Genomic DNA, 26,499 nt, shown 5'->3' with positions numbered 1-26,499 from the left:
AAAAATAGTCGGTCAACACTTAAGTGTGAAGTCGTACACCACAGCGTTTCTATGTTTATATGATACCACTTTTTCAAAAAAAATCAAGAGGTAAGTGCAATTTTTTGAAAAGGATTTCAGATTTTTCGCAAACGGTCGATAGCTTCCTTTCTTTGAGTCAAAGCTCGCTCATATTTACCAGTATCTTCTGCTTGGAAATAGTGATGATTGCGAATTTTTTCTGGCAGATAGTCTTGCTTGACCCAATTTCCAGGATAGTTGTGTGGATAGAGATAGTCTTGGGCATTTCCAAGTTCCTTGCTTCCGCTGTAATGACCATCACGCAAGTGTCGTGGAATGGGCAAATGACCTGATGTTTTGAGGTCAGCAAGTGCCTTATCCATAGCTATATAGGCTGAGTTGGATTTTGGAGAAAGGGCCAAATCAATCACGACATTGGCGATGAGGATGCGGGCTTCTGGGAAACCAATCTTTTGTGCAGCATCTAGAGCAGTTACGGTATGAATCTGCGCTTCAGGATTGGCCAAACCGATATCTTCATAGGCTATAACGGTCAAACGACGAGCAAGACTAGGCAGATCCCCAGCCTCAATCAAGCGGGCAGCGTAGTGGAGACTGGCATCCACATCCGAGCCGCGGATGGATTTTTGCAGGGCTGAGAGGACATCGTAGTGCCCATCTCCATCCTTGTCCATAGTAATATAGCTCCGCTGGAGGCTATTTTCCATAATATCAAGCGTGATATGGCGGATACCCTTGTCATTCTCAGGGGTAGAGAGAACAGCCAAATCTAGTGAATTAAAGGCAGAACGCAGGTCTCCATTTGTAGAGGTCGCGATGAAATCCAGTGCATCCTCATCTAGCTCAACTGGGAAATCAAAGCCACGTTCAGGGTCAGTTAGAGCGATTTGAATCGCCTCTTTAACATCTTGATTGGCCAAGGGTTCTAACTCAAAAATCTGAACACGACTACGAATGGCTGGAGTGACAGAAAAGAAAGGATTTTCAGTCGTAGCGCCAATCATGACAACCAGACCACTTTCCAAGAGTGGCAGAAGAAAGTCTTGCTTTGTTTTATCCAGACGATGAATCTCGTCTAGTAACAGGACTAATCCTCCTGAGAATTTAGCTTCTTCAGCGATCTCTTGGAGACGTTTTTTGCTATCAACAGTGGCATTGAAGGTCCGAAAGGCATATTTGGTCGTTCCAGCGATGGCAGAGGCAATACTGGTTTTGCCGATTCCTGGAGGTCCGTAGAGAATCATGGAGGACAGACGATTGGCTTCCACCATACGACGGATAATTTTTCCAGGTCCGACCAGATGCTCCTGACCGATGACCTGGTCGATGGTTTTTGGGCGCATGCGAAGCGCGAGGTTGTCTGGCATAGCAGTCCTTTCTAACATGGATTTTCTGATGTATATGTGGTAAGATGGTAGTATCTATTTTAGCATAATTCCGAGTAATCGGGGCGATTTAAGAGTCGCATAGAAAGAGGACAAAATGGCAACATACGGATTTTTAGATGTTTTAGAGGAAGAATTGGACAAGAACTTTCCATTTGACTATGAGATTAGCTGGGACAAGCGCAATCATGCAGTTGAAGTGAGTTTTTTATTGGAAGCACAAAATGCTGCGGGAGTAGAGATGCTGGACGAGGACGGAGAGGTCTCATCAGACGACATTCTCTTCGAGGAAGCAGTCCTTTTCTACAATCCTGCCAAGTCAACAGTCAATGAGGAAGACTATTTGACAGCTATCCCTTACCTACCTAAAAAAGGTTTTTCTCGTGAGTTTTTAGCTTATTTTGCTCTATTCCTCAAAGACACTGCAGAGGTTGGGCTAGATGCACTCATGGACTTTTTGGAAGACCCAGAAGCAGAAGAATTTGTCATGGAATGGAACCAAGAAGTCTTTGAAGAAGGAAAAGTTGGCTTGGAGGAAGGGGAGTTTTATCCTTATCCGAGGTATTAGAAACTAGTGAGGAAGTATATGAAGAAAATAGTCTTGTCTTGTATTTCCGGTCTGTCCTTTGTTTTTTTGATGCTAGGATTTGCTTTTGGGACAATTGCCTTTAAAGAGTTAGATTTTTCGTTTGTCTTTGTTCCAGGTTACCTATTTTCTTTCTTCAGCATCTATCTGATCTTTATCCTTCATGAGCTGGGGCATGCAGTCTGCGGTTACCTGACAGGCTATCGACTGGTGGCTTTTGGATTAGGGAATTTTCTTTTGACCAAAAAGTTAGGCAAGTTTTCTCTTAGCCGAACAGCTGTTCTGAAAAATGTTGGCGCTCAGTATATTGGATTGAAAGAAGATGAAAGCGACCAAAGAATCATCCTGATGCTTGCAGGCGGCTTGATAGTTCATCTTAACTTGATTTTATTGGCGATATTGTATGGATTTTTGACAAGAAGCTGGTATTTTGCGGCTACTTGGATTTGTCTAAATGTATCTTTTCTTCTCATCAATGCTAAGCCAGTTGGGATTACCGATGGAGCGAAAATCTGGGAATTGCTACAACACCCTGAAAATACCAAATACGCCTACTCGGTGTTGAGGCATTCTGCCCAGACCTTGCTAGCTCCTCAAGAATATGATTTGAAAGACTTTATCATTCCTGTTGCTGAGGATGCGAGAGGGAGTTTTGCAGAAAGTGTTCAGACTCTTCAGGGCTTGGTATTCCTATTGGATGATAATATAGAACTTGCTAAGCGACAGTTTCAGTCTTTGCTAGAGAAAACAGATAATCCAATGTCTAAAACGATTTCTCAATTATACCTTCTTCACATTGCCTTGCTAGAAGGAGATCATGAAAAAGCGGAGGAGTATGCAAGTAATCGAGGAGTTAAATCCTTTTTGTCTCTAAAAATGGCAGACATGCAGATCATTCAAGCCTGGTATCAATTTAAGGCAAGGAAAGACATGGCTCAAACTCGCAAGGCTATAAAGATTGCTAGACAGAAAATGAATACTAGTCGCATGTTGCGAGATGAGAAACGTTATTATGAAAACTGGTTAGCAGAATTGGAGAAAGAATTAGCTGAAGGAGTCTGATATGGAAATAGAACTTACTGATTTTACAGGTTGCAAAATTGCCCTCTTTTGTGAGGATAAGCTCTTAACCATCTTACGTGATGACAAGCCCAGCATTCCTTGGCCCAATATGTGGGAATTGCCAGGTGGCGGACGAGAGGGTGATGAAAGTCCTTTTGAGTGCGCGGCGCGTGAAGTTTATGAAGAACTAGGCATTCATCTGACTGAGGATTGTCTGCTTTGGAGTAAGGTGTATCCAAGTATGCTTTTTGAGGGGAAGGAATCCGTCTTTCTAGTTGGAAAATTGGCTCAGGAACAGTTTGACAAGATTGTCTTTGGTGATGAAGGGCAAGGTTACAAGTTGATGAGCATTGAGGAATTTCTTGGCTCAGATAAGGTTGTACCCCAGTTGCAGGATAGAGTGAGGGATTATATGGAGAGTAACTATGATTAGACTAGAACGAGCAGGAGCAGAGGATTTAGAAACCGTAATTGCAATTCAAAGGGCTAGCTTTAAGGCTGTCTATGAGAAATATCAAGATGAGTATGATCCCTATCTAGAGGATCGTGAACGAATCAAGTGGAAATTGGTTGAGCGTCCCAATAGCTATTACTACTTTGTGAAAGAAAAGGACGAAAATATCGGATTTTTACGAGTTCAGACCAATGAGGAATTGACGGAGGCTTGGTTGGGAACGGCAGCGATTTTGCCCCAGTATCAAGGAAAAGGTTATGGTTCTGAGGGATTGAGATTGCTGGAAAAGGAATTTCCAACGATTAAACAGTGGGATTTGTGTACGGTATTACAGGATGCGGGCATGGTCGCTTTTTATGAGAAAAATGGCTACCGTCAAACCCATATCGAGCCTGGAAAAGAAGGTATGGATATGGTTTACATGAATAAAATGATTGATAAATAGAAAGGATGGTTCGGTTACATTTCTAAACTGAACCCGCCCTAAACACTGTGCCAAAAAGATAAACTTATCTTAGACACAAGCGTCTTCAGAGAGTTTCCTATTTTGGCTTTGTGTTTTACGGGCTTGGTATTTTAATGATGGAAACATGGCAAGAGTTAAAAGTTACAGTCAAGCGTGAGGGAGAGGAGCTGGTTTCCAATCTCTTGATCGAGTTAGGTGCCCAAGGGGTAGCAATTGAAGATAGCATGGACTATGTTGGAAATGAGGACCGTTTCGGTGAAATTTTCCCTCAGGTAGAGCAACAGGAAGAAATCGTGGTCACAGCATACTATCCGGAAACGGTTGATGTAGCAGCAGTTGAAGCAGACTTACAGGCTCGCTTAGCAGAATTGACAGACTTTATGGATCTGGGAGAGGTCAAGATGGGGACGACTGCCTTGGCTGAGGAAGACTGGGCAGACAACTGGAAGAAATATTACGAGCCAGCTCGCATTACTCATGACTTGACCATCGTACCGTCCTGGACGGACTATAAGGTGACTGCAGGAGAAAAGATTATCAAGCTAGATCCTGGTATGGCCTTCGGGACAGGAACCCATCCGACGACCAAGATGAGTCTCTTTGCCTTGGAGCAGGTCCTTCGTGGCGGAGAGACAGTAATCGATGTGGGAACTGGTTCAGGTGTCCTTTCTATCGCTAGCTCACTACTAGGAGCTAAGGAAATTTTCGCATATGATCTTGATGATGTGGCGGTTCGTGTGGCTCAGGAAAATATTGAGCTCAATCCAGGCATGGAAAATATCCATGTAGCGCCAGGTGATTTGCTCAAGGGTGTGGAAGTTGAGGCAGACGTCATCGTGGCTAATATCTTAGCGGATATTCTCATTCATCTGACGGATGATGCTTATCGCTTGGTCAAGGATGAAGGCTACCTGATCATGAGTGGCATTATCAAGGACAAGTGGGACATGGTGCGAGAGTCAGCTGAGTCGGCTGGATTTTTCCTCGAAACTCACATGATTCAAGGGGAATGGAATGCTTGTGTCTTTAAGAAAACCAAGGATATTTCAGGTGTGATTGGAGGCTAGCATGCAGCAGTATTTTGTCAAGGGTAATGCTACCTCGCCAGTCACCATTGAGGACAAGGAAACCAGCAAGCATATGTTTCAGGTTATGCGCTTGAAAGAAGGTGATGAGATTACTTTGGTCTTTGATGATGGAATTAAGCGCTTGGCACGCGTGTTGGATGTGGAAACTCGTCAGTTTGAGTTGGTCGAAGAATTAGCTGACAATGTGGAACTACCTGTCCAAGTGACCATCGCATCCGGCTTTCCCAAGGGAGATAAGCTGGAATTCATCACTCAAAAAGTGACCGAACTGGGTGCTAGCCAAATCTGGGCCTTTCCTGCTGATTGGTCGGTCGCCAAGTGGGATGGCAAGAAATTGGGCAAAAAGGTTGAAAAACTAGAAAAAATCGCCCTTGGAGCAGCCGAGCAAAGCAAACGAAATCTGGTGCCGAGTGTCAAACTTTTTGAGAAAAAAGCAGATTTTCTAGCCCAGCTGGACCAGTTTGACTCAATTGTGGTGGCTTATGAAGAATCAGCAAAAGAGGGAGAAGCCGCTGCGCTTCTGCAAGCAGTCACTGGTCTTGAAAAAGGAGCCAAATTGCTCTTTATCTTTGGTCCAGAAGGCGGTCTTTCACCTGCAGAAATTGAGAGTTTTGAAGCCAAAGGAGCCGTCTTGGCAGGACTTGGTCCTCGCATTTTACGAGCAGAAACAGCCCCACTTTATGCCTTATCAGCCATTAGTGTATTATTAGAACTAGAGAAATAAGAGGAAGAAAATGGAACAAAAACACCGTTCAGAATTTCCTGAAAAGGAACTTTGGGATTTAACCGCCCTTTACCAAGACCGTGAGGATTTCTTGCGAGCAATCGAAAAGACTCGCGAAGATATTAACCAATTTAGCCGTGATTACAAGGGAAATCTTCATACTTTTGAAGATTTCGAGAAGGCCTTTGCGGAATTGGAACAAATCTACATTCAGATGAGTCATATTGGTAATTACGCCTTTATGCCTCAGACGACAGACTATAGCAATGAAGATTTTGCCAACATTGCCCAAGCTGGGATGGAATTTGAAACAGATGCCAGTGTAGCCTTGACCTTCTTTGACGATGCCTTGGTGGAAGCTGAAGAGGAAGTTTTGGATCGTTTGGGTGAATTACCACATTTAACAGCTGCCATTCGTCAGGCAAAAATCAAAAAAGCCCACTATCTTGGGGCAGATGTAGAAAAGGCCTTGACCAATCTGGGCGAAGTTTTCTACAGTCCACAGGATATTTACACCAAGATGCGTGCTGGGGATTTTGAAATGGCTGACTTTGAAGCTCATGGCAAGACCTACAAAAACAGCTTTGTAACTTATGAGAATTTCTACCAAAACCACGAGGACGCGGAGGTTCGTGAAAAATCCTTCCGTTCCTTCTCAGAAGGACTCCGTAAGCACCAGAATACAGCAGCTGCAGCCTATCTAGCTCAAGTCAAGTCTGAAAAACTCTTGGCAGATATGAAAGGCTATGCCTCAGTTTTTGACTATCTTCTAGCTGAGCAGGAAGTAGACCGTGACATGTTTGATCGTCAGATTGACCTCATTATGCAGGAATTTGCGCCAGTCGCTCAGAGATACCTCAAGCATGTTGCCAAGGTCAATGGTCTTGAAAAGATGACCTTCGCAGACTGGAAATTGGACTTGGATAGCGCCCTTAATCCTGAAGTGAGCATTGATGATGCCTACGATTTGGTCATGAAGTCAGTCGCACCATTGGGTCAAGAATACACCCAAGAAATTGCCCGCTACCAAGAAGAGCGCTGGGTGGACTTCGCTGCTAATAGTGGCAAGGATTCTGGTGGTTATGCGGCGGATCCATATCGCGTGCACCCTTATGTCCTCATGAGCTGGACAGGCCGTTTGAGCGATGTCTATACCTTGATTCATGAGATCGGGCATTCTGGTCAATTCATCTTTTCAGATAATCACCAAAGTTACTTCAATGCCCATATGTCGACCTACTATGTTGAAGCGCCATCAACCTTCAATGAATTGCTTTTAAGTGATTATTTGGAACATCAGTCTGACGACCCTCGTCAAAAACGCTTTGCTCTTGCCCACCGCTTGACAGACACCTACTTCCATAATTTCATCACCCATCTCTTGGAAGCAGCCTTCCAGCGCAAGGTTTATACATTGATTGAAGAAGGAGAAACCTTCGGAGCAAGCAAACTTAACAGCATTATGAAGGAAGTCTTGACGGACTTCTGGGGAGATGCCATTGAAATTGATGACGATGCGGCTTTGACTTGGATGCGCCAGGCCCACTACTACATGGGCTTGTATAGTTACACTTACTCGGCCGGACTTGTCATCTCGACTGCGGGTTACCTTCATTTGAAACATTCTGAGAATGGAGCTGAAGACTGGCTCAATCTCCTCAAATCAGGTGGTAGCAAAACACCGCTTGAATCAGCCATGATTATCGGAGCCGATATCTCAACGGACAAACCACTCCGTGATACCATCCAATTCTTGTCTGATACAGTTGACCAGATTATCACGTACAGTGCTGAGTTGGGGGAGTAAGGGAATAGAGAGGTCGTTCTAGAATGATGCTAATGGGACTTTTGCTTTATTTGTAGTGATTGTCAAGAAAATTGTTGAGGGTCGTAATTGCAAAGCAGAATTAATAACGGAATCGGTATTACTAATCATCCTTTTTATTTTCTATATGATTGAATTTAGTTAAGAAATTGATGAGGAACTATGTACTACAATTTATAGTTAAGTTGTTTTATGTAATTATAGATGCAAGGTATAGATTTATAAACAATTTCTAAGAATATCGTAATTCTTTAAAAATATAGAAATATATGATAAAATATAAAATGTAAACGCTTAAAAAGAAAGGTTGGATTAATGAAAAAGGAACAAGTATTGCTTGGTTTGGGCCTGGCAACAGCAATGGCAACTGGTTTTACTAATCACGTAAAAGCAGATGAATTAATAAACGAGAAATCTAGCAAAGTTAATGCTACTCAAGTTGAAACAAAAAAGGCAGAAGTGACGGAATCGGACGTTAAAAATGCAGAAGTCAAACTAAACAAAGCAATTGATGAAGAAAAAAATGCTCAGAAGATTGTTGATAAAACGCAACAAGAGTATGCATCTGCTGTAACAAATAAGAACAAAGCAGATGACGCTTTAAAACAAGCTCAAGAATTTGCTGAACAAGCTACTACTGAAAAAATTAAAAATGCTGAAAAGGATCTTGTTGCTAAACAGACAACACTTCGGAAGTCAGAAGAAAGATTGTCAGAAGTAAAACAAGGTGAGAAACAAGCTCAGACAAGTGTCGAGAACCAACAAACAGTTGTTAATAAGGCAAAAACTCAGGTTGATCAAAGAGCAGCAGACGTAAAAAAGGCACAAGACAAAGTAAGGGTAGCAGAGAAAGCTTTTGATTGGAATACACTACGCGAGCTTCAACAAGCAACTGAGAAATTAGATGTGAAGGTGAAAGCTGACCAAGCTAAAGTGAGTTCTTTAACTAGTGAGTTCTCAAAAGCTCAACAAGAAAGAAAAGCACTTGTGGAAAGAGGAAATAAGAACCGTTCTACTCTTGAAAAAAATTTAAAATCAGCTGGGAATGAGTTTTTAACAGTTACGGTCCCTCACGAGATTCAATCAAATTCTGTTAGCGAGAGTGATTCCAAGACTCCTCCACTTGAGGAAAAAACTTTCGTAGGAAGTGATGGGAAGACATACTATGTTGCTGCAAATGAAGATGTGAATTTTAGCGGAGAAAGAACAGAAACTATCGTTGTTTCATCTAAAGATTATGTCAGCGATCCTCATGTGGTTGATTATAAAAAGGTTTCTGAAGAAGTTCGTAAATACTTAATTGAATTGCGTAGAATCAATGGTATTGATATTCCAGTGCCAGCTGTGACTGACAAGGCTTTGAGATATGGAAAAGCAAGAGCGGATGAAATGGTGGCAAATAATAAATTGTCACATGATACAAAATTGAAAAATCAAGATTTTGGTTTTAAGGATGCGACTGAAAATGCAACAGCTGGTTCGGTTCCAGAAAAGAGCCTGTTAAGTGAAAAAGAACTTGCTTATAAAGCGGTCTTATCTTACTTTAATGATTATAGAAATGCCTCGTTATATGGCTCATCAGATCCAAAAGAAGCACATAGACGTAACTATGGTCATAGAATTCCATTGCTAGCAGCTTCTGGGACAGGGATGGCTGTCGGAGCATCCTCTAGCGAAAAAACAAGCTATGGTAATTATGGAGTATTAACATTTATTAGTGAGAATAAAGATGTTTATGGAATACTTCCTTCTGGAGCTAAAGGGTATAGTAGTTATTTTTTAGCAACAGCAGAAAATAAAGATAGTAATCCAGATTATAGCGAATTTTACTTTAATGGGAAACGAGTAAAATTCTTACCTAAAATAATCTTCCGTTATGTTTGGAATGAAATCACACATCCTAAAAATCCAGCCTATACTAAAGCGAAAGAAGCTTTAGATAATTTTAATCGAAAACAAAGAAATGAAGAGACTGTGGCAAATGAAAAACTATCGTCTCTAAACAATAACCTTACCATTGCTAAAACGACTTTAGATAAAGATAAAAAAGAACTAGACAAATCTAAAAAACGTCTTGTGGATTTGACAAAACAAAATGAAGCTAAGCTAAACGTTTTGAAATCAGCACAAGCAGAATTGAGTAAACAACAAACTTTGCTGAGTGCTGCTAAAACTGAGTTTTTGAAACAAGAGATTGAACTAAATCGATTGAAAGTAGTCAAAAACGATAAGATAAAATTCGTTAAGACTGCTGAACAATCACTTAAAAATGCTAAAAAAGAGTTGGATACAGCACATCAATATGTTACAAATCTCAAAAATGCTCCAAAAAAACTCGATGAAGCTAAAAAAAGTTTGATTATCGCTAAACAGAAGTTTGAGGAATCAAAAAAAGCACTTGAAAATGCAAATGCTAAATTAAAAAATGCAAAAGTTAAAAAGGAAACTGCTAAGAAAGAATACATCAAAGTATCTGAAGCCTATAAGTTAAAAGTAAGACTTGCTTCAAAAGGAAGTTGGATTCAATCTTCTGGTCGTTGGTGGTACAGACACAACAATGGTTCCTATACATCTAATGGATGGGAGCTAATCAATGGGAAATGGTACCATTTTGATCGCTCGGGTTGGATGCAGACTGGATGGATTCAATCAGGTAATTCGTGGTATTATCTCAGTGGTTCAGGGGATATGCAAACAGGATGGGTCAAATCAAGTGGCTCATGGTACTATTTGAATAGCTCAGGCTCTATGCAAACAGGATGGTTCACTGTTTCAGGGAAATGGTATTATGCATATGGTTCAGGTGCCTTAGCAGTCAATACAACTACACCTGATGGATATCATGTCAATTACAATGGGGAATGGATTAAATAGAGAGTTCTATGCTATTTAAAAAGATTAATACAAACTCTCATTTTATTCAGTATAGTATAACCATCAAATATAGAGATTTACAACTAATTGTAATACATTAAAAATATACAAAATTTGAAAACAATATTGCAACGTGTATGAACTTTCCAATCAAATTTCTTGAAACCCTTTCCTCCTTCTGATAGACTAATACATAGTTTGAAAAAAGGAGACTTATCATGAAAAAATTTGTTGCTGAATTAATCGGTACATTTATGCTTGTGTTCATCGGAACAGGAGCTGTTGTTTTTGGAAATGGTGTTGAAGGTCTTGGACACCTTGGGATTGCTTTTGCCTTTGGTTTGGCAATTGTGGTTGCAGCTTTCTCAATTGGAACTGTTTCAGGTGCTCACTTGAACCCAGCGGTTTCGATCGCTATGTTTGTAAACAAACGTTTGTCATCTTCAGAACTTGTAAACTACATCCTTGGACAAGTAGTTGGAGCTTTCCTTGCGTCAGCTGCGGTATTCTTCCTCTTGTCTAACTCAGGCATGTCAACTGCTAGTCTTGGTGAAAATGCCTTGGCAAACGGTGTCACTGTCTTTGGCGGTTTCTTGTTTGAAGTCATCGCAACTTTCTTGTTTGTCTTGGTTATCATGACTGTAACATCAGCAAGCAAAGGAAATGGCGCGATTGCTGGTTTGGTAATCGGTTTGTCCTTGATGGCTATGATCCTTGTAGGATTGAACATCACTGGCCTTTCAGTAAACCCAGCTCGTAGTTTGGCTCCAGCTGTCTTGGTTGGTGGCGCAGCTCTTGAACAAGTTTGGATTTTCATCCTTGCTCCAATCGTTGGTGGTGTTCTTGCAGCTCTTGTTGCGAAAAACTGCCTTGGAACAGAAGAATAAGAAACGAAAAAAGAGTCCTGTTCTCAGTTTGAGGAACAGGGCTTTTTCTATGCAAATAAAAAATCACTCCCTTTTGGAATGGGAGTGATTCGTGATTAGCTTAATTCAGCAACGATAGCCTTGATTTGTTCTGCTGTGTGAACACCTGCAACCTGTTTCACAACTTGGCCATCTTTCTTGAAGAGAAGGGTTGGGATAGACATGATTCCAAATGCACGAGCTGTGTTTGGATTTTCATCAACGTCCATTTTAACGATTTTCAAGACATCTTCTGAAAGTTCTTCAGACAATTTGTCCAAGATTGGACCTTGCATACGACATGGACCACACCAAGTTGCCCAGAAGTCTACCAAGACCAAACCGTCTTTTGTTTCTTTTTCAAATGTTGCATCTGTAATTGCTTTTGCCATTGTATTTCTCCTTTTTAATTATATTGGCTTAAATCTTGTTTCATGAGATAGAAGAAGACATCTCCATAAGTCCCATGGTAGTCCAAATCATGACCATTGTAAGTTAATTTTTGGACAGTGTAGTAATCCGCAACGCCGATAAGGCAGGCGTGTTGAGAACGTTCAAAGTCTTGGTAAGACTCGAAAGTCATGGTTCTCTCTTGTTTGCTGGCGTCTAGATAAGTAATTTCGATCATATAAAACTCCTTTGTTGTTCGATCTTGACTTTATTGTACTCCTTGAAAAGAGGAATGTCAAGAAAAATGATTGCGCACGCAACTTTTTTAAAAAATCTGATTAAGAAATGAAGTCAAGACTCGTTTCCAGTCTTTCCTCGACAGCCTTTTGCAGGTAAGCTAGAATTGTCTGTCCCTCGTCAGTCAGGCAGATAAAACTAGCCCGTCTATCCTGATCGCAACACCGGCGACTAAGCAAACCGCAGTTTTTTTCTTCTAGTCGGGCCACCATCCGAGAAACAGCGCTCGGGCTCAGATGAAGTTTATCTGGCAGGTCAATCTGGCGTAGAGATTTTTCTTGGGCCAAGTCCAGATAGTAGAGCAGGTAAAACTCTTTCAAGGTCAGACTTTGGTCACTCTGCTGGGCAATGGTCTCTTCTAAGAGACCTTCGATTTCTTTCTGACGCCGATTGAAGTCAAACCATTTTTCCAAATAGGTCATTGCTTTCTCCTTTCTTTTAAAAGTAAAAATCACAAAGTCATTACTGATTATCTTTGTAACACAAGATGATTGCGCATGCAATGATTATACTACTTTTAACTAATCCTTGCAAGAGAGAAGAATTTCAATATTTCCTTGAAATTTTCTGAAAAAAGAGTAAACTGGTATGCAAGAAGTCTATTTCGTGGAGTTTAGGATGAAATTATATGTTCAATTAATGATTCTCTTTGTGATTTCTCTAATCGGTGAGGGAATCTCCAGTTTCTTTCATCTGCCCATCCCAGGCAGTATTATCGGCTTGATTATTCTCTTTCTAGCCCTACAGTTCAAGTGGCTGAGAACCAGACATGTCAATATGGTCGGGAATTTCTTGCTGGCCAATATGACCATTCTCTTTTTGCCACCAGCAGTGGGAATCATGGAAAAGTTTGATGTGATTGCCCCTTACCTCTTGCCTATCGTTTTGATTGTCTTTTTTGCAGCTGTTATCAATATTATCCTTATAGCCCTAGTGGTTCAGTTCATCAAACGACGGTTTGAGGGAGATTATGAGAAAGGAGACGCCAAATGAGTGAATTTGTTTCCAATCCCCTATTTGGAATTGCATTATCTATCCTAGCTTATCTAGTAGGGATGTTGATTTACAGACGTTTTCCCCATCCTTTGACAACGCCCTTGCTTTTGTCAGCTGTTTTTATCATTATTTTTCTCAAGGTGACTGGTATTTCTTACCAAGACTACTATCAAGGTGGGGTTTATCTGAACAACTTGATAGTCCCATCGACCGTGGCTCTAGGGATTCCGCTTTACAAGAGTTTTCACCTGATGAAGCACCATGCACGGAGTATTCTCTTTGGTAGTCTGTTAGCAGTAGTTGTCAATACTTGCTTTACTGCCATAGTAGCGAAAATATTTGGTATGGACTTTTTCCTAGCCATTTCTCTCTTTCCCAAGTCAGTGACAACCGCCATGGCAGTGGGGATCACAGAAAAATTGCAAGGCTTGACGACTGTGACCTTGGTCGTCGTAGTGGCGACTGGGATTTTGACCAGTGTTATCGGACCAACCCTTTTGAAGTGGTTGAAAATTGATGATCCAGTTGCGGTGGGACTTTCCCTTGGTGGGACAGGTCATGCTGTCGGAACGGGAACGGCCCTTCGCTACGGTTCTGTAGCAGGAGCCATGGGTGGCTTGGCTATAGGCGTCACTGGTATTCTCTACGTCTTTGTCAGTCCCATCGTAGCCAGTTTAATGTTGAGTTAAAGAAAAACCCAGCTTTCTAGCTGGGCATTTTTTATTGCAAGTTAATCTTGTTTTTCAAGATATAGTAGGTGCCGAGATAGTAGATAGCCGATAAGAAGAGATCGCGTAAGATTTCTGTACCAGCCATCACGTAAAAGTCATTGTCAACTCTTAAGAAGAAAGTGATATAACCAATAACGATGGAAATGACGATATAGGCTAGAATTCCCATGGCTGTTCGATACTCGTTAAAGAGTTGCCCGATAGAAATGGAGAGGTAAATGGATAAAATCCATGCGATTGAACCGACAAACAGTGATAGGGCATACAGCCAGCCGTAGCTGAGATAAGGGGAAATGAAGTTATAGAGGGCAGTGAAGTCTTTTTCTATTGGTGTTAAGAAGAAGATAATCAATATACTCAAGATAAAGACGATATAGCTTAAGATGGACCAGACAAGACCACCTAAAAGTTTTGCGGTGATGATTTGGTGTTCAGAGACAGGCAAAGTCAAGGTCAAGTAACCTTGGCGGTCATAAACACTCCCCTTAAATCTTCGGATGATTAAAAAGATTGTTGCAATCCAAAGAGTGACACTGAGTCCTCCGAAGACTAAAATTAAAAAGAAAATGAGATAGCCTGTATTATCAGGGTTGTAACTAGGGCTAAGACTGCTAATAAAAATTCCAATCAAAACTGAAATTGCAAGTACAGCACCGTAGAGTGCAAGATACCATTTATTGATATTTTTAAATTCATAGCGAACTAAATTCCAAAACATAATAATCTCCTTTAACTAAGCCTTGAACTCTTGACGGAAGAGCTGGTCAATGGATTCACCTGACTCGTAACGAATATCATCAACATTTCCTTGTCGGGCGACTTTTCCGTCTTTGAGGAAGATAATCTCATCCAAGATTGGCTCAATATCTGAAATCAAGTGGGTTGAAATCAGCACCGTAGAGGTTGGTGAGTAGTTGTTGATGATGGTATTGAGGATATAATCACGGGCAGCTGGATCCACTCCACCGATCGGTTCATCGAGGACATAAAGACGAGCTTCGCGGCTCATAACCAGGATGAGTTGAACTTTTTCCTTGTTCCCTTTTGATAGTTTCTTGAGGCGGTTGTTCTCATCAATGCCAAGATCAGCTAACAGGTGTTGGGCTCTTTCGAGATTGAAATCTTGATAGAAGGTTTTAAAATAGGTTAGAGCATCCTTAACCTTCATCTCTTCATTGAGATAAGTTGTGTCAGGCAGATAAGAGACAATCGCCTTGGTGGCTGGACTTGGATCCTGTCCGTTAATGAGGACACGTCCTTTATCGGGCTGAAGGAGGCCATTGATCAGTTTGATTAAGGTTGTTTTCCCGGATCCGTTTGGTCCAAGGAGTCCGACAATCTTTCCGGCTGAGATCTCTAGTGAGATATTGTCAAGTGCCGCAGTTGCTCCATAAGATTTTGATACATTCTCAAGTGCTAGTAGTGTCATAGTCTTAAACTCCTTTGATATAATCACTTAATACATTTGGCAGTTCTTCTTTTTGGTAGCCAAATTGGAGCATGCAAGAGACGAAGTGTTGCAGTTGCTCCTCGGAAAGTTGTTTGCGGGACTGAACGATGAGGTCCAAATCCTCGGTGACAAAACGACCAGTTGTTCGCTTGCTGTATACAAATCCTTCACGTTCAAGGTCAGATAAGGCGCGCTGGATGGTATTGGGATTGACCCCAGCCTCGCTCGCCAAATCTCTCACGGTAGGGAGCTGTTGGTTGGGTTCCAGTTCATGGGAAACAATCTGTAGTTTGATTTTTTCCATAATCTGTAAATAAATCGGTTTTGTATTATCAAATGACCAGGACATCATAGTCTCCTTTCTTTGTCTTTCTTGTTCTAATCAAATAATACAATAAAACAAAAAACTTGTCAAGTAAAAATAAGAATTGTTTTGGGAATTGCTCAAAAAATGGTATAATGAAAAGAAAACGACAAGGAGGGAAATGCATGCGTTGTCCAAAATGTGGGGCTACAAAGTCAAGTGTTGTTGATAGTCGACAAGCCGAAGAAGGAAATACCATCCGCCGAAGACGTGAGTGCGATGAGTGTCAGCATCGTTTTACAACCTATGAACGAGTAGAAGAAAGAACATTGGTTGTCGTCAAAAAAGACGGTACGCGAGAGCAGTTTTCGAGAGATAAAATCTTTAATGGGATTATTCGCTCAGCCCAGAAACGTCCTGTTTCGAGTGATGAAATCGGCATGGTGGTCAATCGCATCGAACAAAAACTCCGTAGTCGCAGTGAGAATGAGATCCAAAGTGAATACATTGGTTCTTTAGTCATGGAAGAATTGGCAGATCTGGATGAGATTACCTATGTTCGTTTTGCCAGTGTTTACCGTAGCTTTAAGGATGTGAGTGAGTTGGAGAGTCTGCTCCAGCAAATCACCCAATCCTCTAAAAAGAAAAAGGAAAAATAAATGAAGCCAAATGACCGTTTTTCTTTTCTAAAGAATAATCGGGTGTCGCAAGATACCTCTTCTCTGGTGCAGTGCTACCTCCCGATTATCGGTCAGGAGGCACTGAGCCTCTATCTATACGCCATTACCTTTTGGGATGGTGGGCAAAAGGAACATCTCTTTTCCCATATTCTCAACCACTTAAACTTTGGCATGCCGACCTTGCTCCAATCCTTTAAAATCTTATCTGCTTTGGATTTGTTGACCCTTTATCAGAAGGGGGAGAACTATGAGTTACAGCTTCATTCTCCCCTCTCCAGTCAGGATTTTCTAAGTCATTCTGTCTATAGTAGACTCTTGGAGAAAAAGATAGGGGATACAGCTGTTTCTGCTATGAAGCAGGCTCCAAGTGAGGGAGAAGCACTCTCTGTTTCTTTGAGCCAAGTATTTCCAAATCTGACCGAAGAAGTGACTCCAAGCGAGTCTAAAAGCAAGATGAAAAATGATTTTGATTTGGAACATTTTCAGCGCCTGATGGCTCGAGATGGTTTGCGTTTTGAAAATGAGCAGGCGGATGTTTTGGAATTGTTTGCCATCGCAGATGAAAAAAAATGGACTTGGTTTGAAACTTATCAATTAGCCAAGGCGACAGCGGTGGCTCAGGTTATTTCAGTCAAACGCATGCGTGAAAAGATAGCACAAAAACCAGCGACTTCTGATTTTAGTCCCAAAGAAATGACCATTATCAGGGAAGCCAAAAATAAAACACCCCTGCAATTTTTAGCCGAAATTAAGCAAACACGTAAGGGGAACATCACCCAAAGTGAAAGAGAACTCCTTCATCAGATGGCGTCTTTAGGTTTGTTGGATGAAGTCATCAATATCGTCTTGCTTCTAACCTTTAACAAGGTTGATTCGGCAAATATCAATGAGAAATATGCCATGAAGGTCGCAAATGACTATGCTTACCACAAAATTCGGACAGCAGAAGAGGCTGTGCTTCGGATTCGAGAGCGTCAGCAAAAAGGCCAGGAAGACCAGAAATCGAAAACTAGCTCGACTAAGACAAATGTTCCCAAGTGGAGCAATCCAGAATATAAAAATCAAACCAGTGAGGAGACTCGTCTGGAACTAGAACGTAAAAAACAAGAAATGTTAGCCCGATTAGAAGAAGGAGGAGACTAGATGGAAAGTGTTGGCGACGTTATCAAGCGTCAGACAAGTCGTTTTCAGTATCAGGACCTAGTCCAGCAGATTATGAAAGACCCAGATGTAGCGGCTTTTATCCAGAAAGAATCCCTCAGCCCAGAGGAGTTGAATCGTAGCATCTCCAAGTTTAACCAATATATCACAGAACGGGACAAGTTTCTTCGTGGGGATGCTGACTATATAGCGCGTGGCTACAAGCCTATCTTGGTCATGAATCACGGCTATGCAGATGTATCTTATGAAGAAACACCAGAACTAATCGCGGCTGAAAAAGAGGCGGCCATCAAGAATCGTCTCAAGTTGATTAATCTACCAGCAAGTCTCAAAAAAGCGAAGTTGGCTCAGATTGAGCTAGATGATCTAGGTCGTTTGCCGATTTTTGAGAGACTCTATGCCTTTGTTGATCTTTACCCAAACATCCGAAAAGGCCTCTATCTATACGGAGATTTTGGTGTCGGTAAGAGTTTCATGATGGCGGCCCTAGCCCATGACCTATCTGAAAAACGTGGTGCTTCAACAACCATTCTCCACTATCCAAGTTTTGTCATTGATGTGAAAAATGCCATCGGTGAAGGATCTGTCAAGACCTTGGTGGATGACATCAAGTTAGCAGAAGTCTTGGTCTTGGATGATATTGGTGCAGAACAATCCACCCCTTGGGTGCGTGATGAGATTCTCCAAGTTATTCTCCAGTACCGCATGCAGGAAGATTTGCCGACCTTCTTTACTTCCAACTTTAATTTCCAAGATTTGGAAAAACATTTTGCCAAAGGAAAGAATGGAAATGATGAGACTTGGGAAGCTAGACGGGTCATGGAACGAATCCGTTATTTAGCAGAGGAAACGAGACTAGAAGGAGAAAACCGCCGATGACAGAAACCATTAAACTGATGAAAGCTCATACTTCAGTTCGTCGCTTTAAGGAGCAAGAAATTCCTCAGGCAGACTTGGACGAGATTTTGACTGCTGGACAAATGGCGTCATCTTGGAAAAATTTCCAATCCTACTCTGTGATTCTTGTACGCAACCAAGAGAAGAAAGATGCTCTTTATGAATTGGTTCCGCAGGAAGCCATTCGCCAGTCAGCTGCTTTCCTACTTTTTGTCGGTGACTTGAACCGAGCTGAAAAGGGAGCAAGCCTTCATACGGACACTTTCCAACCCCAAGGAGTGGAAGCTCTCCTTATCACGTCTGTAGACGCTGCGCTTGCTGGGCAAAACACCTTGCTTGCGGCTGAGAGTCTGGGATATGGTGGTGTGATTATCGGCTTGGTCCGTTACAAGTCGGAAGAAGTGGCAGAGCTTTTTAACTTGCCTGACTATACCTACCCTGTTTTTGGGATTGCACTCGGTGTGCCAAATCAACAACATGATGTCAAACCAAGACTGCCTTTGAAGCAAGTGGTATTTGAAGAAGAATACCAAAAACAGCCAGTTGAAGCGATTTTGGACTATGACAAAGTTCAGGCGGACTATGCTGGTGCGCGTGCGACGACCTCTTGGAGTCAACGTTTGGCAGAGCAGTTTGGTCAAGCCGAACCTAGTTCAACTCGGAAGAATCTAGAACAGAAAAAGTTATTGTAGAAAGTGAGAAAACATGGCCTTACCAACTATTGCCATTGTGGGACGTCCCAATGTTGGGAAATCGACCCTATTTAATCGGATCGCTGGTGAGCGGATCTCTATCGTAGAAGATGTCGAGGGTGTGACACGTGACCGTATCTATGCAACGGGTGAGTGGCTCAATCGTTCCTTTAGTATGATTGATACTGGAGGGATTGACGACGTCGATGCTCCCTTCATGGAGCAAATCAAACACCAGGCAGAAATTGCCATGGAAGAAGCAGATGTCATCGTCTTTGTCGTTTCTGGTAAAGAAGGGATTACAGATGCGGACGAGTACGTAGCTCGCAAACTCTATAAAACCCATAAGCCTGTTATCCTAGCAGTTAACAAGGTTGACAATCCTGAGATGCGAAATGATATCTTTGATTTCTATGCGCTAGGATTGGGCGAACCGCTGCCAATTTCATCTGTGCACGGTATCGGTACGGGTGATGTGCTGGATGCCATTGTGGAAAATCTACCACACGAAGTTGAAGAAGAAAATCCAGATGTCATTAAATTTAGCTTGATTGGCCGTCCTAACGTTGGAAAATCAAGTTTGATCAACGCTATTTTGGGAGAAGACCGTGTGATTGCTAGTCCAGTAGCTGGAACAACGCGTGATGCCATTGATACCCATTTTACAGATGCTGATGGTCAAGAGTTTATCATGATTGATACAGCTGGTATGCGTAAGTCTGGTAAAGTTTATGAAAATACGGAGAAATATTCTGTCATGCGTGCCATGCGTGCCATTGACCGTTCTGACGTGGTCTTGATGGTCCTCAATGCCGAAGAAGGTATTCGTGAGTACGACAAGCGTATCGCTGGATTTGCCCACGAAGCTGGTAAAGGAATGATCATCGTGGTCAACAAATGGGATACTCTTGAGAAAGACAACCATACCATGAAGAACTGGGAAGAAGACATCCGTGAGCAGTTCCAATACCTGCCTTACGCACCGATTGTCTTTGTTTCAGCTCTGACCAAGCAACGTCTCCACAAACTACCTGAGATGATCAAGCAAATCAGCGAAAGTCAAAACACACGTATCCCATCAGCTGTCTTGAACGATGTTATCATGGATGCCATTGCTATCAATCCAACACCAACAGACAAAGGAAAACGCCTGAAAATCTTCTACGCGACTCAAGTGGCAACCAAGCCACCAACCTTTGTCATCTTTGTCAACGAAGAAGAACTCATGCATTTCTCTTACCTGCGTTTCTTGGAAAATCAAATCCGCAAGGCCTTTGTCTTTGAAGGAACCCCGATTCATTTGATCGCAAGAAAACGCAAGTAAGCCTTGCTTATTTTTCAATAAGAATAACTGAAAAGAAGACTAGTCTGTCTTCTTTTTTTCTATAAAGTAGGTGAAAAACTTCTGTCAAATCGAAGGAAAAATCTGTCATCAAAATTCAATCATTTTCCTAGCTTTTGTAACCTATTTGTAATGAAATTGCACTTTTTTTGTAAAAATCAAAATGCTATAATTCCTTAAATCAATTTTCCTTTATCAGGGAGGTTATTATGAAAAGAAGCAGATTATTTAAACATAGTTTGTTGGTTCGTTTACTTGGATTGCTGATGGTTTTTCTCTTCTTGTCAGCATTCACAGCACCTGAAAAACCTGAGTACGGGATCTATGACCCGGATCACTATCTAACGGATGAGACTATAAGTCAGATTCGGGAATTGAATAATGTCAATAGTAAAAAATCAGAAAAAATCCAGATGGGTGTTTACGTTGTGAAAAGCTTAAATGGAGAAACAATCGAGACTGTCGCCAATGAAACAGCTAGAGCTTGGAAGATTGGCTACTCGGGAGACAATCATGGTGTCTTGATTGTGGTAGCAGTCCAAGATAGAAAATCACGGATTGAAACCAGTAATAATGTGGCCAGTAAAATCACAGACTATCAGACTCACAGGTTCTTGGCAACAGCACGCCCTTACTTTAAAAATGGTGACAATAACAAGGGTGTTCTCTCAATAGTCAATAATCTCAACTACATGTTCTATAGTGGATCGAGTACAACTGCTTCAAGTTCTAAAAGTAGTTACGACTATACTACCAACTCTAGTCGCTTAAGGGAACTTGAAAGGTATGCTGGTGAGAGCAGTTCTTCGAGACGGCATCGAAAAAGCAGTTCGAGTGACGGAGTTATCGGATTTGGAATTCTCATTTACTTAATCGTGATGATTATCGGATTTATATCTGGAGGTCGTGGTGGCGGTTCACATGGCGATGATTCTGGCGGAGGCTGGTGGGGCGGTGACTCATCAGATTCGGGCTCCTCTTGGTCTGACTCAGGCTCGGATTCATCTGGAGGCTGGGACGGCGGTGGCTTTGATGGTGGCGGTTCGTCTGATGACTGGTGAGTGATTGTATATTGCTCAAACCAATTTCTCCATGCAGTAAGGTGACTCCTTTGCAACAGTTGACTCCTTCATTAAAAATAAAAACAAAGTTTGGGAAATTGATTTAAAATCTGAGTATTTTCTCAGAAATGTTGATAAAAGAAAGTGTTAAGGTTTTGATATGAAACAAAATAAAGTAATTCTCTCAATAGTGGCGATTATCTTTGGACTACTAGTTCTGGGAAGTTGTTCCGCAGTGACGACCTATAACGGTCTGGTTGGTGAACAGACTAAAGTGGAGCAGGCTCAGGCCGATGTCTCGACAGCCCTCCAACGTCGTTCGGACTTGATTGGTAACTTGGTGGAGTCCGTTAAAGGACAAATGAATCATGAAACTGAAGTCTTTACCAAGATTGCGGATGCTAGAGCTAAAATTGGCAGTAGCTCAGTGACATCGGAAGAAAACCAAAAGGCTCAGGGAGAATTGAGCTCCGCTATTTCCCGTTTGATTTCCTTGACGGAGAATTATCCAGAACTCAAGAGTAATCAAAATGTTGAGCAACTAATGGTGGAACTTTCAGGAAGTGAAAATCGTATCTTTGTAGCACGTAAGGACTATAACAAGGTCGCAGCCGATTACAATCAAAAACTGAGAAGTTTTCCAACAGTGCTCTTTGCGAATATGATGAACTTTAAAGAAGCGGAAACCTTCAAAGAAACAGAAGAAGCCAAGACAGTTCCTAAGGTCGATTTTGGAACATCTTCATCTAGTCAATAAAGTGAATCAGTCTATGAATAAAGGGATTTCTCAAGCATGACTAGTGATTTCAAACTCAAACCTGGAAAGCCTTTTCCAGGTTTTTTTGGTATAATAAAATAAAATGAAATCTTGGAGAAAGCTATGCTAGAAAGACTTTTTCAACTTTTGGTCTTGTCACCTTACTTTTATTTTTTTCATTGGATTGAGAAGGCGGATAAAGATAGTAAATATTTCGTGTTTTTCTATTACTTTTACTGGATATATCTCCCTTTGTGGGCTTTGTTCAGTATCGCTTTTACAATTTTTTCTTTGTTAATTTTCAATTTTGTCTTGAAAAATCCCATGGATCTAACAATGTGGGGGATATGGATTCTTTTAGTCTTTTTATCTCTCGTGAATGACTGGAAAGTCTATGTCTGCCTGAAGAGAATGTTCAAGCTGAGACAGATCAATAACAGAGACTCATCACAGAATAGCTAATTTTTAGAGGAGGTTTAAGATGTCAAAGGTAAGGCAGTTTATGTATAGCTATTACAAAATCTATATCCTTACGATTTGCCTTCTCTGGTTCCTCATGTTTTTTCTTCCTTGGGGTTGGCAAATAGGAGGAGTTTCAATTTATTATTTCGTTATGAAAAAAATCTTCATGGTCTTTGGTGTTTTAGCCATTCTATACTCCATACTGATTAAAAAAATCAGTCTCTTTATCTTTGGAGTGCTATTTTGCATGGCCTTCTGGATCAATCTCTTTTTGTACTTTGGCTTATTGCCAGCATTTTTGGGAAATTAAACCTTAAAAAATTTAGGACTAGACTAGCTTCTAGTCCTTTTTATGTTTTTGACAAAATAGTTTGAGAAGTGAAAATGATTTTGTTGACGGGCTATCTGTATGATATAATAAGTTCCGTAAACAGAAGATTAAGGGATTTAAAAATGGCTAAAAAAGTAAAAGATTATTATGACTTGGCTTATGCTAGGGATTTGAGTCGACGGTTGCAAGAAGCGTCCCCTGCCTTTGATGGACAAAAGTTTAGGCTGTTGTTAGAAAAAGACTTGGAAAATTTGGAGTTTAGCCAGCGTCAAGAACTCTTGGCTAAAAGTATCAAAGAATGTCTCCCCCTATCTTATCAGGACTCTCTCAAGGTTTTTGAGAAAATTTTAGGTCCTGAGTTAGAGGGTGGTTTAGGCATGTTTTCAGAAGGGTATTGGCTTTGGCCAATCGGCAAATATGTAGAACTATATGGAGACAAGGAATTTGAATTGAGCGCGGCCTTTAGTAAGGAACTCACCAAGCGGTTTACGGGAGAATTTTCCATGAGGCCCATACTGGCTCGCTATCCTAAGGCTACAATGGCTTTGCTGTTAGAATGGAGTCAGGATGAAAATTTGCGCGTTCGTAGACTTGCCAGCGAGTGCATGCGTATCCGTCTGCCTTGGGCTAAGAGACAAACCGTGGTGTTAGATTATCTTGAGGATTTCACCACTATTCTGACCAATCTAAAGGATGATAGAGACAAGTCTATTCAAAAAAGTGTAGCCAATAATTTAAATGATTTATACAAGGAAGACCCTGATAAGTTTGAAAGGATTCTTCAAACTTGGCAAAAGGAGGAGCTAAGTCCAAGTTGTGCTTGGATCATCAAGCATGCATCTCGAACAAAAAACAAAAAAATAGCAACAGAAGATTGATGCAAAAAAAAGCTGAATTTTGACTGGTCTTTTCCGTTGTAAATTAAGGATTCTTTCTTGAAAAATAATAGTAAATATGCTAAAATGAAAAGAACATTCTAAAATATTCAGAATTAAAAGTAAGGAAAATCATGGCTAATATTTTAAAAACGATTATTGAAAATGATAAAGGAGAACTTCGCCGTCTAGAAAAGATGGCAGATAAGGTTCTTAATTATGAGAGTCAGATGGCTGCGATGTCAGACGAAGAGCTAAAAGCAAAAACTGACGAATTTAAAGAACGATACAACAAGGGTGAATCACTTGATTCATTGCTATATGAGGCTTTTGCGGTAGTACGTGAAGCAGCAAAACGTGTCCTCGGGCTTTTCCCTTATAAGGTTCAGGTCATGGGTGGGATTGTTCTTCACCATGGTGACGTTCCAGAGATGCGTACGGGTGAAGGGAAGACCTTGACAGCGACCATGCCAGTATACCTCAATGCCCTTGCAGGTAAAGGGGTTCACGTAGTTACAGTCAATGAATACCTAACAGAACGTGACGCGACTGAGATGGGTGAGCTTTACTCATGGCTCGGTCTGTCAGTAGGGATCAACTTGGCAGCTAAATCTCCAATGGAGAAAAAAGAGGCTTACCTTTGCGATATTACCTACTCAACAAACTCAGAGATTGGTTTCGACTACCTTCGTGACAACATGGTCGTTCGTGCAGAAAACATGGTGCAACGTCCACTCAATTATGCCTTGGTCGATGAGGTTGACTCAATTTTGATCGACGAAGCCCGTACTCCTTTGATCGTTTCAGGTGCCAACGCAGTTGAAACAAGCCAACTCTACCATATGGCGGATCACTTCGTGAAATCCTTGGACAAGGACGACTATATCATTGACGTGCAGTCTAAGACAATCGGTTTGTCAGACTCTGGTATTGACAAGGCTGAAAGCTACTTCAAACTAGAAAATCTCTACGACATTGAAAATGTAGCTCTTACTCACTTTATTGACAATGCTCTTCGTGCCAACTATATCATGATTCTCGATATCGACTATGTGGTTAGTGAAGAGCAGGAAATCCTAATCGTCGACCAATTTACAGGTCGTACCATGGAAGGTCGCCGTTACTCTGATGGTTTGCACCAAGCGATTGAAGCAAAAGAAGGTGTGCCAATCCAAGACGAGACCAAGACTTCAGCTTCTATTACCTACCAAAACCTCTTCCGTATGTATAAGAAATTGGCAGGGATGACAGGTACTGGTAAAACAGAAGAAGAAGAATTCCGTGAAATCTATAACATTCGTGTTATCCCAATCCCTACTAACCGTCCAATCCAACGTATTGACCACTCAGACCTTCTCTATGCAAGTATCGATGCCAAATTCAAGGCTGTTATTGAGGATGTGAAGGCGCGTTACCAAAAAGGTCAACCTGTCTTGGTTGGTACTGTTGCCGTTGAAACCAGTGATTATATTTCTAAGAAATTGGTAGCAGCAGGCGTTCCTCACGAAGTCTTGAATGCGAAAAACCACTATAGAGAAGCTCAAATTATCATGAACGCTGGTCAACGTGGTGCGGTTACTATTGCAACCAACATGGCCGGTCGTGGTACCGACATTAAGCTTGGTGAAGGGGTTCGTGAACTTGGTGGACTCTGTGTCATTGGTACAGAGCGCCACGAAAGTCGCCGTATTGATAACCAGCTTCGTGGACGTTCAGGACGTCAAGGAGATCCAGGTGAGTCACAATTCTACTTGTCTCTTGAAGATGATTTGATGAAACGTTTCGGTTCAGAACGTTTGAAAGGTGTCTTTGAACGTCTCAATATGTCTGACGAAGCCATCGAATCTCGCATGTTAACGCGTCAGGTTGAAGCAGCTCAAAAACGTGTCGAAGGAAACAACTACGACACTCGTAAACAAGTCCTTCAATACGATGACGTTATGCGAGAACAACGTGAGATTATCTATGCGCAACGTTATGATGTCATTACTGCAGATCGTGACTTGGCACCTGAAATCCATGCTATGATCCGTCGTACCATTGGCCGTATCGTGGATGCACATGCTCGTTCGAAACAAGATGAAAAACTCGAAGCAATCTTGAACTTTGCTAAGTATAACTTGCTTCCAGAAGATTCCATTTCACTTTCAGACCTAGAAGGTTTGTCAGACCAAGCTATCAAGGATGAACTTTACCAACGTGCCTTGAAAGTCTATGACAGCCAAGTTGCTAAGCTTCGTGACGAAGATGCAGTGAAAGAATTCCAAAAAGTCTTGATTCTACGTGTTGTAGACAACAAGTGGACTGACCATATCGATGCCCTTGATCAGTTGCGAAACGCTGTTGGCCTTCGTGGTTATGCACAAAACAACCCTGTTGTAGAATACCAAGCAGAAGGTTTCCGCATGTTTAACGACATGATTGGTTCAATCGAATTCGATGTGACCCGCTTGATGATGAAAGCACAAATCCATGAACAAGAACGTCCGCAAGTTGAACACAATATCAGTACAACTGCGACTCGTAATATCGCAGCTCAGCAGGCAAATCTTCCAGAAGATTTGGACTTGAGCCAAATCGGGCGAAATGACCAATGTCCATGTGGATCTGGTAAGAAATTCAAGAACTGTCATGGTAAGAGACAATAATATGAGATAAGATACAGGCGGATACCTGGTGAAAA

Annotated in this window: 29 protein-coding genes; 22 read left to right on the top strand and 7 right to left on the bottom strand. The window is 41.5% G+C overall.

Going from position 1 to position 26,499, the window contains the following annotated elements:
- Window positions 1-116: 116 nt before the first annotated feature.
- Window positions 117-1,388: a replication-associated recombination protein A gene (locus ACUW6H_RS04780; protein WP_454362102.1), complete on the bottom strand. Its 1,272-nt coding sequence runs from the start codon at window positions 1,386-1,388 to the stop codon at window positions 117-119.
- A gap of 115 nt (window positions 1,389-1,503) precedes the next feature.
- Here ACUW6H_RS04780 and ACUW6H_RS04775 point away from each other — a divergent pair, with 115 nt between their 5' ends.
- The 9 genes from ACUW6H_RS04775 to ACUW6H_RS04735 all read left to right on the top strand — a co-directional run bounded on the left by ACUW6H_RS04775 (window position 1,504) and on the right by ACUW6H_RS04735 (window position 11,372).
- Window positions 1,504-1,974 carry a DUF3013 family protein gene (locus ACUW6H_RS04775; RefSeq protein WP_454362031.1) on the top strand — a complete coding sequence of 157 codons (471 nt, stop codon included), beginning with the start codon at window positions 1,504-1,506 and terminating at the stop codon, window positions 1,972-1,974.
- An 18-nt stretch (window positions 1,975-1,992) separates the two neighbouring features.
- A complete protein-coding gene (locus ACUW6H_RS04770; RefSeq protein ID WP_454362029.1) occupies window positions 1,993-3,054 on the top strand; it encodes a site-2 protease family protein in 1,062 nt (353 codons plus the stop codon).
- Between the two features lies 1 nt (window position 3,055).
- Window positions 3,056-3,487, top strand: coding sequence for an NUDIX hydrolase (locus ACUW6H_RS04765; RefSeq protein ID WP_454362027.1), 432 nt, complete (start codon window positions 3,056-3,058; stop codon window positions 3,485-3,487).
- Window positions 3,480-3,953, top strand: a complete 474-nt coding sequence (locus ACUW6H_RS04760; RefSeq protein ID WP_454362025.1) for a GNAT family N-acetyltransferase — start codon at window positions 3,480-3,482, stop codon at window positions 3,951-3,953. The genes ACUW6H_RS04765 and ACUW6H_RS04760 overlap by 8 nt, the downstream gene beginning before the upstream one ends.
- A 137-nt stretch (window positions 3,954-4,090) precedes the next feature.
- Window positions 4,091-5,041 carry a 50S ribosomal protein L11 methyltransferase gene (gene prmA, locus ACUW6H_RS04755; RefSeq protein WP_454362100.1) on the top strand — a complete coding sequence of 317 codons (951 nt, stop codon included), beginning with the start codon at window positions 4,091-4,093 and terminating at the stop codon, window positions 5,039-5,041.
- Between the two features lies 1 nt (window position 5,042).
- Window positions 5,043-5,786 (top strand): 16S rRNA (uracil(1498)-N(3))-methyltransferase, encoded by a 744-nt coding sequence (locus ACUW6H_RS04750; RefSeq protein ID WP_454362023.1) that lies wholly within the window; start codon window positions 5,043-5,045, stop codon window positions 5,784-5,786.
- A gap of 10 nt (window positions 5,787-5,796) precedes the next feature.
- Window positions 5,797-7,593: an oligoendopeptidase F gene (pepF, locus tag ACUW6H_RS04745; RefSeq protein ID WP_454362021.1), complete on the top strand. Its 1,797-nt coding sequence runs from the start codon at window positions 5,797-5,799 to the stop codon at window positions 7,591-7,593.
- Between the two features lie 333 nt (window positions 7,594-7,926).
- A complete protein-coding gene (locus tag ACUW6H_RS04740; protein ID WP_269456850.1) occupies window positions 7,927-10,485 on the top strand; it encodes a hypothetical protein in 2,559 nt (852 codons plus the stop codon).
- A 218-nt stretch (window positions 10,486-10,703) separates the two neighbouring features.
- Window positions 10,704-11,372 (top strand): MIP/aquaporin family protein, encoded by a 669-nt coding sequence (locus ACUW6H_RS04735; protein ID WP_000714829.1) that lies wholly within the window; start codon window positions 10,704-10,706, stop codon window positions 11,370-11,372.
- 95 nt (window positions 11,373-11,467) lie between these two features.
- Here ACUW6H_RS04735 and trxA read toward each other — a convergent pair whose 3' ends face one another.
- The 3 genes from trxA to ACUW6H_RS04720 all read right to left on the bottom strand — a co-directional run bounded on the left by trxA (window position 11,468) and on the right by ACUW6H_RS04720 (window position 12,499).
- A complete protein-coding gene (gene trxA / locus ACUW6H_RS04730; protein ID WP_454362019.1) occupies window positions 11,468-11,782 on the bottom strand; it encodes a thioredoxin in 315 nt (104 codons plus the stop codon).
- Window positions 11,783-11,796: 14 nt separating this feature from the next.
- Window positions 11,797-12,018 carry a DUF4649 family protein gene (locus tag ACUW6H_RS04725; protein ID WP_000570263.1) on the bottom strand — a complete coding sequence of 74 codons (222 nt, stop codon included), beginning with the start codon at window positions 12,016-12,018 and terminating at the stop codon, window positions 11,797-11,799.
- 100 nt (window positions 12,019-12,118) lie between these two features.
- Window positions 12,119-12,499 carry a MarR family winged helix-turn-helix transcriptional regulator gene (locus tag ACUW6H_RS04720; protein WP_454362016.1) on the bottom strand — a complete coding sequence of 127 codons (381 nt, stop codon included), beginning with the start codon at window positions 12,497-12,499 and terminating at the stop codon, window positions 12,119-12,121.
- A gap of 196 nt (window positions 12,500-12,695) precedes the next feature.
- Between ACUW6H_RS04720 and ACUW6H_RS04715 the strand changes: the two genes are divergently transcribed.
- Both ACUW6H_RS04715 and ACUW6H_RS04710 read left to right on the top strand, forming a co-directional pair.
- Window positions 12,696-13,070 carry a CidA/LrgA family protein gene (locus tag ACUW6H_RS04715; RefSeq protein ID WP_000781325.1) on the top strand — a complete coding sequence of 125 codons (375 nt, stop codon included), beginning with the start codon at window positions 12,696-12,698 and terminating at the stop codon, window positions 13,068-13,070.
- Window positions 13,067-13,762 (top strand): LrgB family protein, encoded by a 696-nt coding sequence (locus tag ACUW6H_RS04710; protein ID WP_454362013.1) that lies wholly within the window; start codon window positions 13,067-13,069, stop codon window positions 13,760-13,762. Before ACUW6H_RS04715 ends, ACUW6H_RS04710 begins: the two co-directional genes overlap by 4 nt.
- A gap of 31 nt (window positions 13,763-13,793) precedes the next feature.
- On the opposite strand, the gene ACUW6H_RS04705 is transcribed toward ACUW6H_RS04710, so the two are convergent.
- Genes ACUW6H_RS04705 through ACUW6H_RS04695 form a run of 3 tightly spaced genes read right to left on the bottom strand, consistent with a single transcriptional unit; the run spans window position 13,794 to window position 15,603 of the window.
- Complete coding sequence (locus tag ACUW6H_RS04705) at window positions 13,794-14,522, bottom strand: hypothetical protein (RefSeq protein WP_454362011.1); 729 nt, start codon at window positions 14,520-14,522, stop codon at window positions 13,794-13,796.
- A 15-nt stretch (window positions 14,523-14,537) separates the two neighbouring features.
- On the bottom strand, window positions 14,538-15,233 hold the full coding sequence (locus ACUW6H_RS04700) for an ABC transporter ATP-binding protein (protein WP_096406263.1): 696 nt from the start codon (window positions 15,231-15,233) through the stop codon (window positions 14,538-14,540).
- A gap of 4 nt (window positions 15,234-15,237) precedes the next feature.
- A complete protein-coding gene (locus tag ACUW6H_RS04695; RefSeq protein WP_049505637.1) occupies window positions 15,238-15,603 on the bottom strand; it encodes a GntR family transcriptional regulator in 366 nt (121 codons plus the stop codon).
- A 140-nt stretch (window positions 15,604-15,743) separates the two neighbouring features.
- Here ACUW6H_RS04695 and nrdR point away from each other — a divergent pair, with 140 nt between their 5' ends.
- From nrdR to secA, 11 genes are all read left to right on the top strand, one after another.
- Window positions 15,744-16,217 carry a transcriptional regulator NrdR gene (nrdR, locus tag ACUW6H_RS04690; protein WP_454362009.1) on the top strand — a complete coding sequence of 158 codons (474 nt, stop codon included), beginning with the start codon at window positions 15,744-15,746 and terminating at the stop codon, window positions 16,215-16,217.
- On the top strand, window positions 16,218-17,381 hold the full coding sequence (locus tag ACUW6H_RS04685; protein WP_454362007.1) for a DnaD domain protein: 1,164 nt from the start codon (window positions 16,218-16,220) through the stop codon (window positions 17,379-17,381). It begins immediately after the preceding gene.
- On the top strand, window positions 17,382-18,278 hold the full coding sequence (gene dnaI, locus ACUW6H_RS04680) for a primosomal protein DnaI (protein WP_454362005.1): 897 nt from the start codon (window positions 17,382-17,384) through the stop codon (window positions 18,276-18,278).
- Complete coding sequence (locus ACUW6H_RS04675; RefSeq protein ID WP_454362003.1) at window positions 18,275-18,988, top strand: NADPH-dependent oxidoreductase; 714 nt, start codon at window positions 18,275-18,277, stop codon at window positions 18,986-18,988. Before dnaI ends, ACUW6H_RS04675 begins: the two co-directional genes overlap by 4 nt.
- A gap of 13 nt (window positions 18,989-19,001) precedes the next feature.
- Window positions 19,002-20,312 carry a ribosome biogenesis GTPase Der gene (gene der, locus ACUW6H_RS04670; RefSeq protein WP_454362001.1) on the top strand — a complete coding sequence of 437 codons (1,311 nt, stop codon included), beginning with the start codon at window positions 19,002-19,004 and terminating at the stop codon, window positions 20,310-20,312.
- Window positions 20,313-20,539: 227 nt separating this feature from the next.
- Entirely contained in the window at window positions 20,540-21,391 is an 852-nt protein-coding gene (locus ACUW6H_RS04665; protein ID WP_454361999.1) for a TPM domain-containing protein, read from the top strand.
- Between the two features lie 160 nt (window positions 21,392-21,551).
- Window positions 21,552-22,148 carry a LemA family protein gene (locus ACUW6H_RS04660; protein ID WP_454361997.1) on the top strand — a complete coding sequence of 199 codons (597 nt, stop codon included), beginning with the start codon at window positions 21,552-21,554 and terminating at the stop codon, window positions 22,146-22,148.
- A gap of 123 nt (window positions 22,149-22,271) precedes the next feature.
- Window positions 22,272-22,610: a hypothetical protein gene (locus tag ACUW6H_RS04655; protein ID WP_454362098.1), complete on the top strand. Its 339-nt coding sequence runs from the start codon at window positions 22,272-22,274 to the stop codon at window positions 22,608-22,610.
- Window positions 22,611-22,629: 19 nt separating this feature from the next.
- A complete protein-coding gene (locus tag ACUW6H_RS04650; RefSeq protein ID WP_454361995.1) occupies window positions 22,630-22,920 on the top strand; it encodes a hypothetical protein in 291 nt (96 codons plus the stop codon).
- 143 nt (window positions 22,921-23,063) lie between these two features.
- Window positions 23,064-23,819 carry a DNA alkylation repair protein gene (locus tag ACUW6H_RS04645; protein ID WP_454361993.1) on the top strand — a complete coding sequence of 252 codons (756 nt, stop codon included), beginning with the start codon at window positions 23,064-23,066 and terminating at the stop codon, window positions 23,817-23,819.
- Window positions 23,820-23,950: 131 nt separating this feature from the next.
- Window positions 23,951-26,464, top strand: coding sequence for a preprotein translocase subunit SecA (gene secA, locus ACUW6H_RS04640; protein WP_454361991.1), 2,514 nt, complete (start codon window positions 23,951-23,953; stop codon window positions 26,462-26,464).
- Window positions 26,465-26,499: the final 35 nt, after the last annotated feature.

The sequence above is a fragment of the Streptococcus sp. 151470009-6 genome (genome assembly GCF_053628175.1).
Note: the sequence above shows the minus strand (reverse complement) of the source record. Positions and strands in the feature narration are given on the sequence as shown.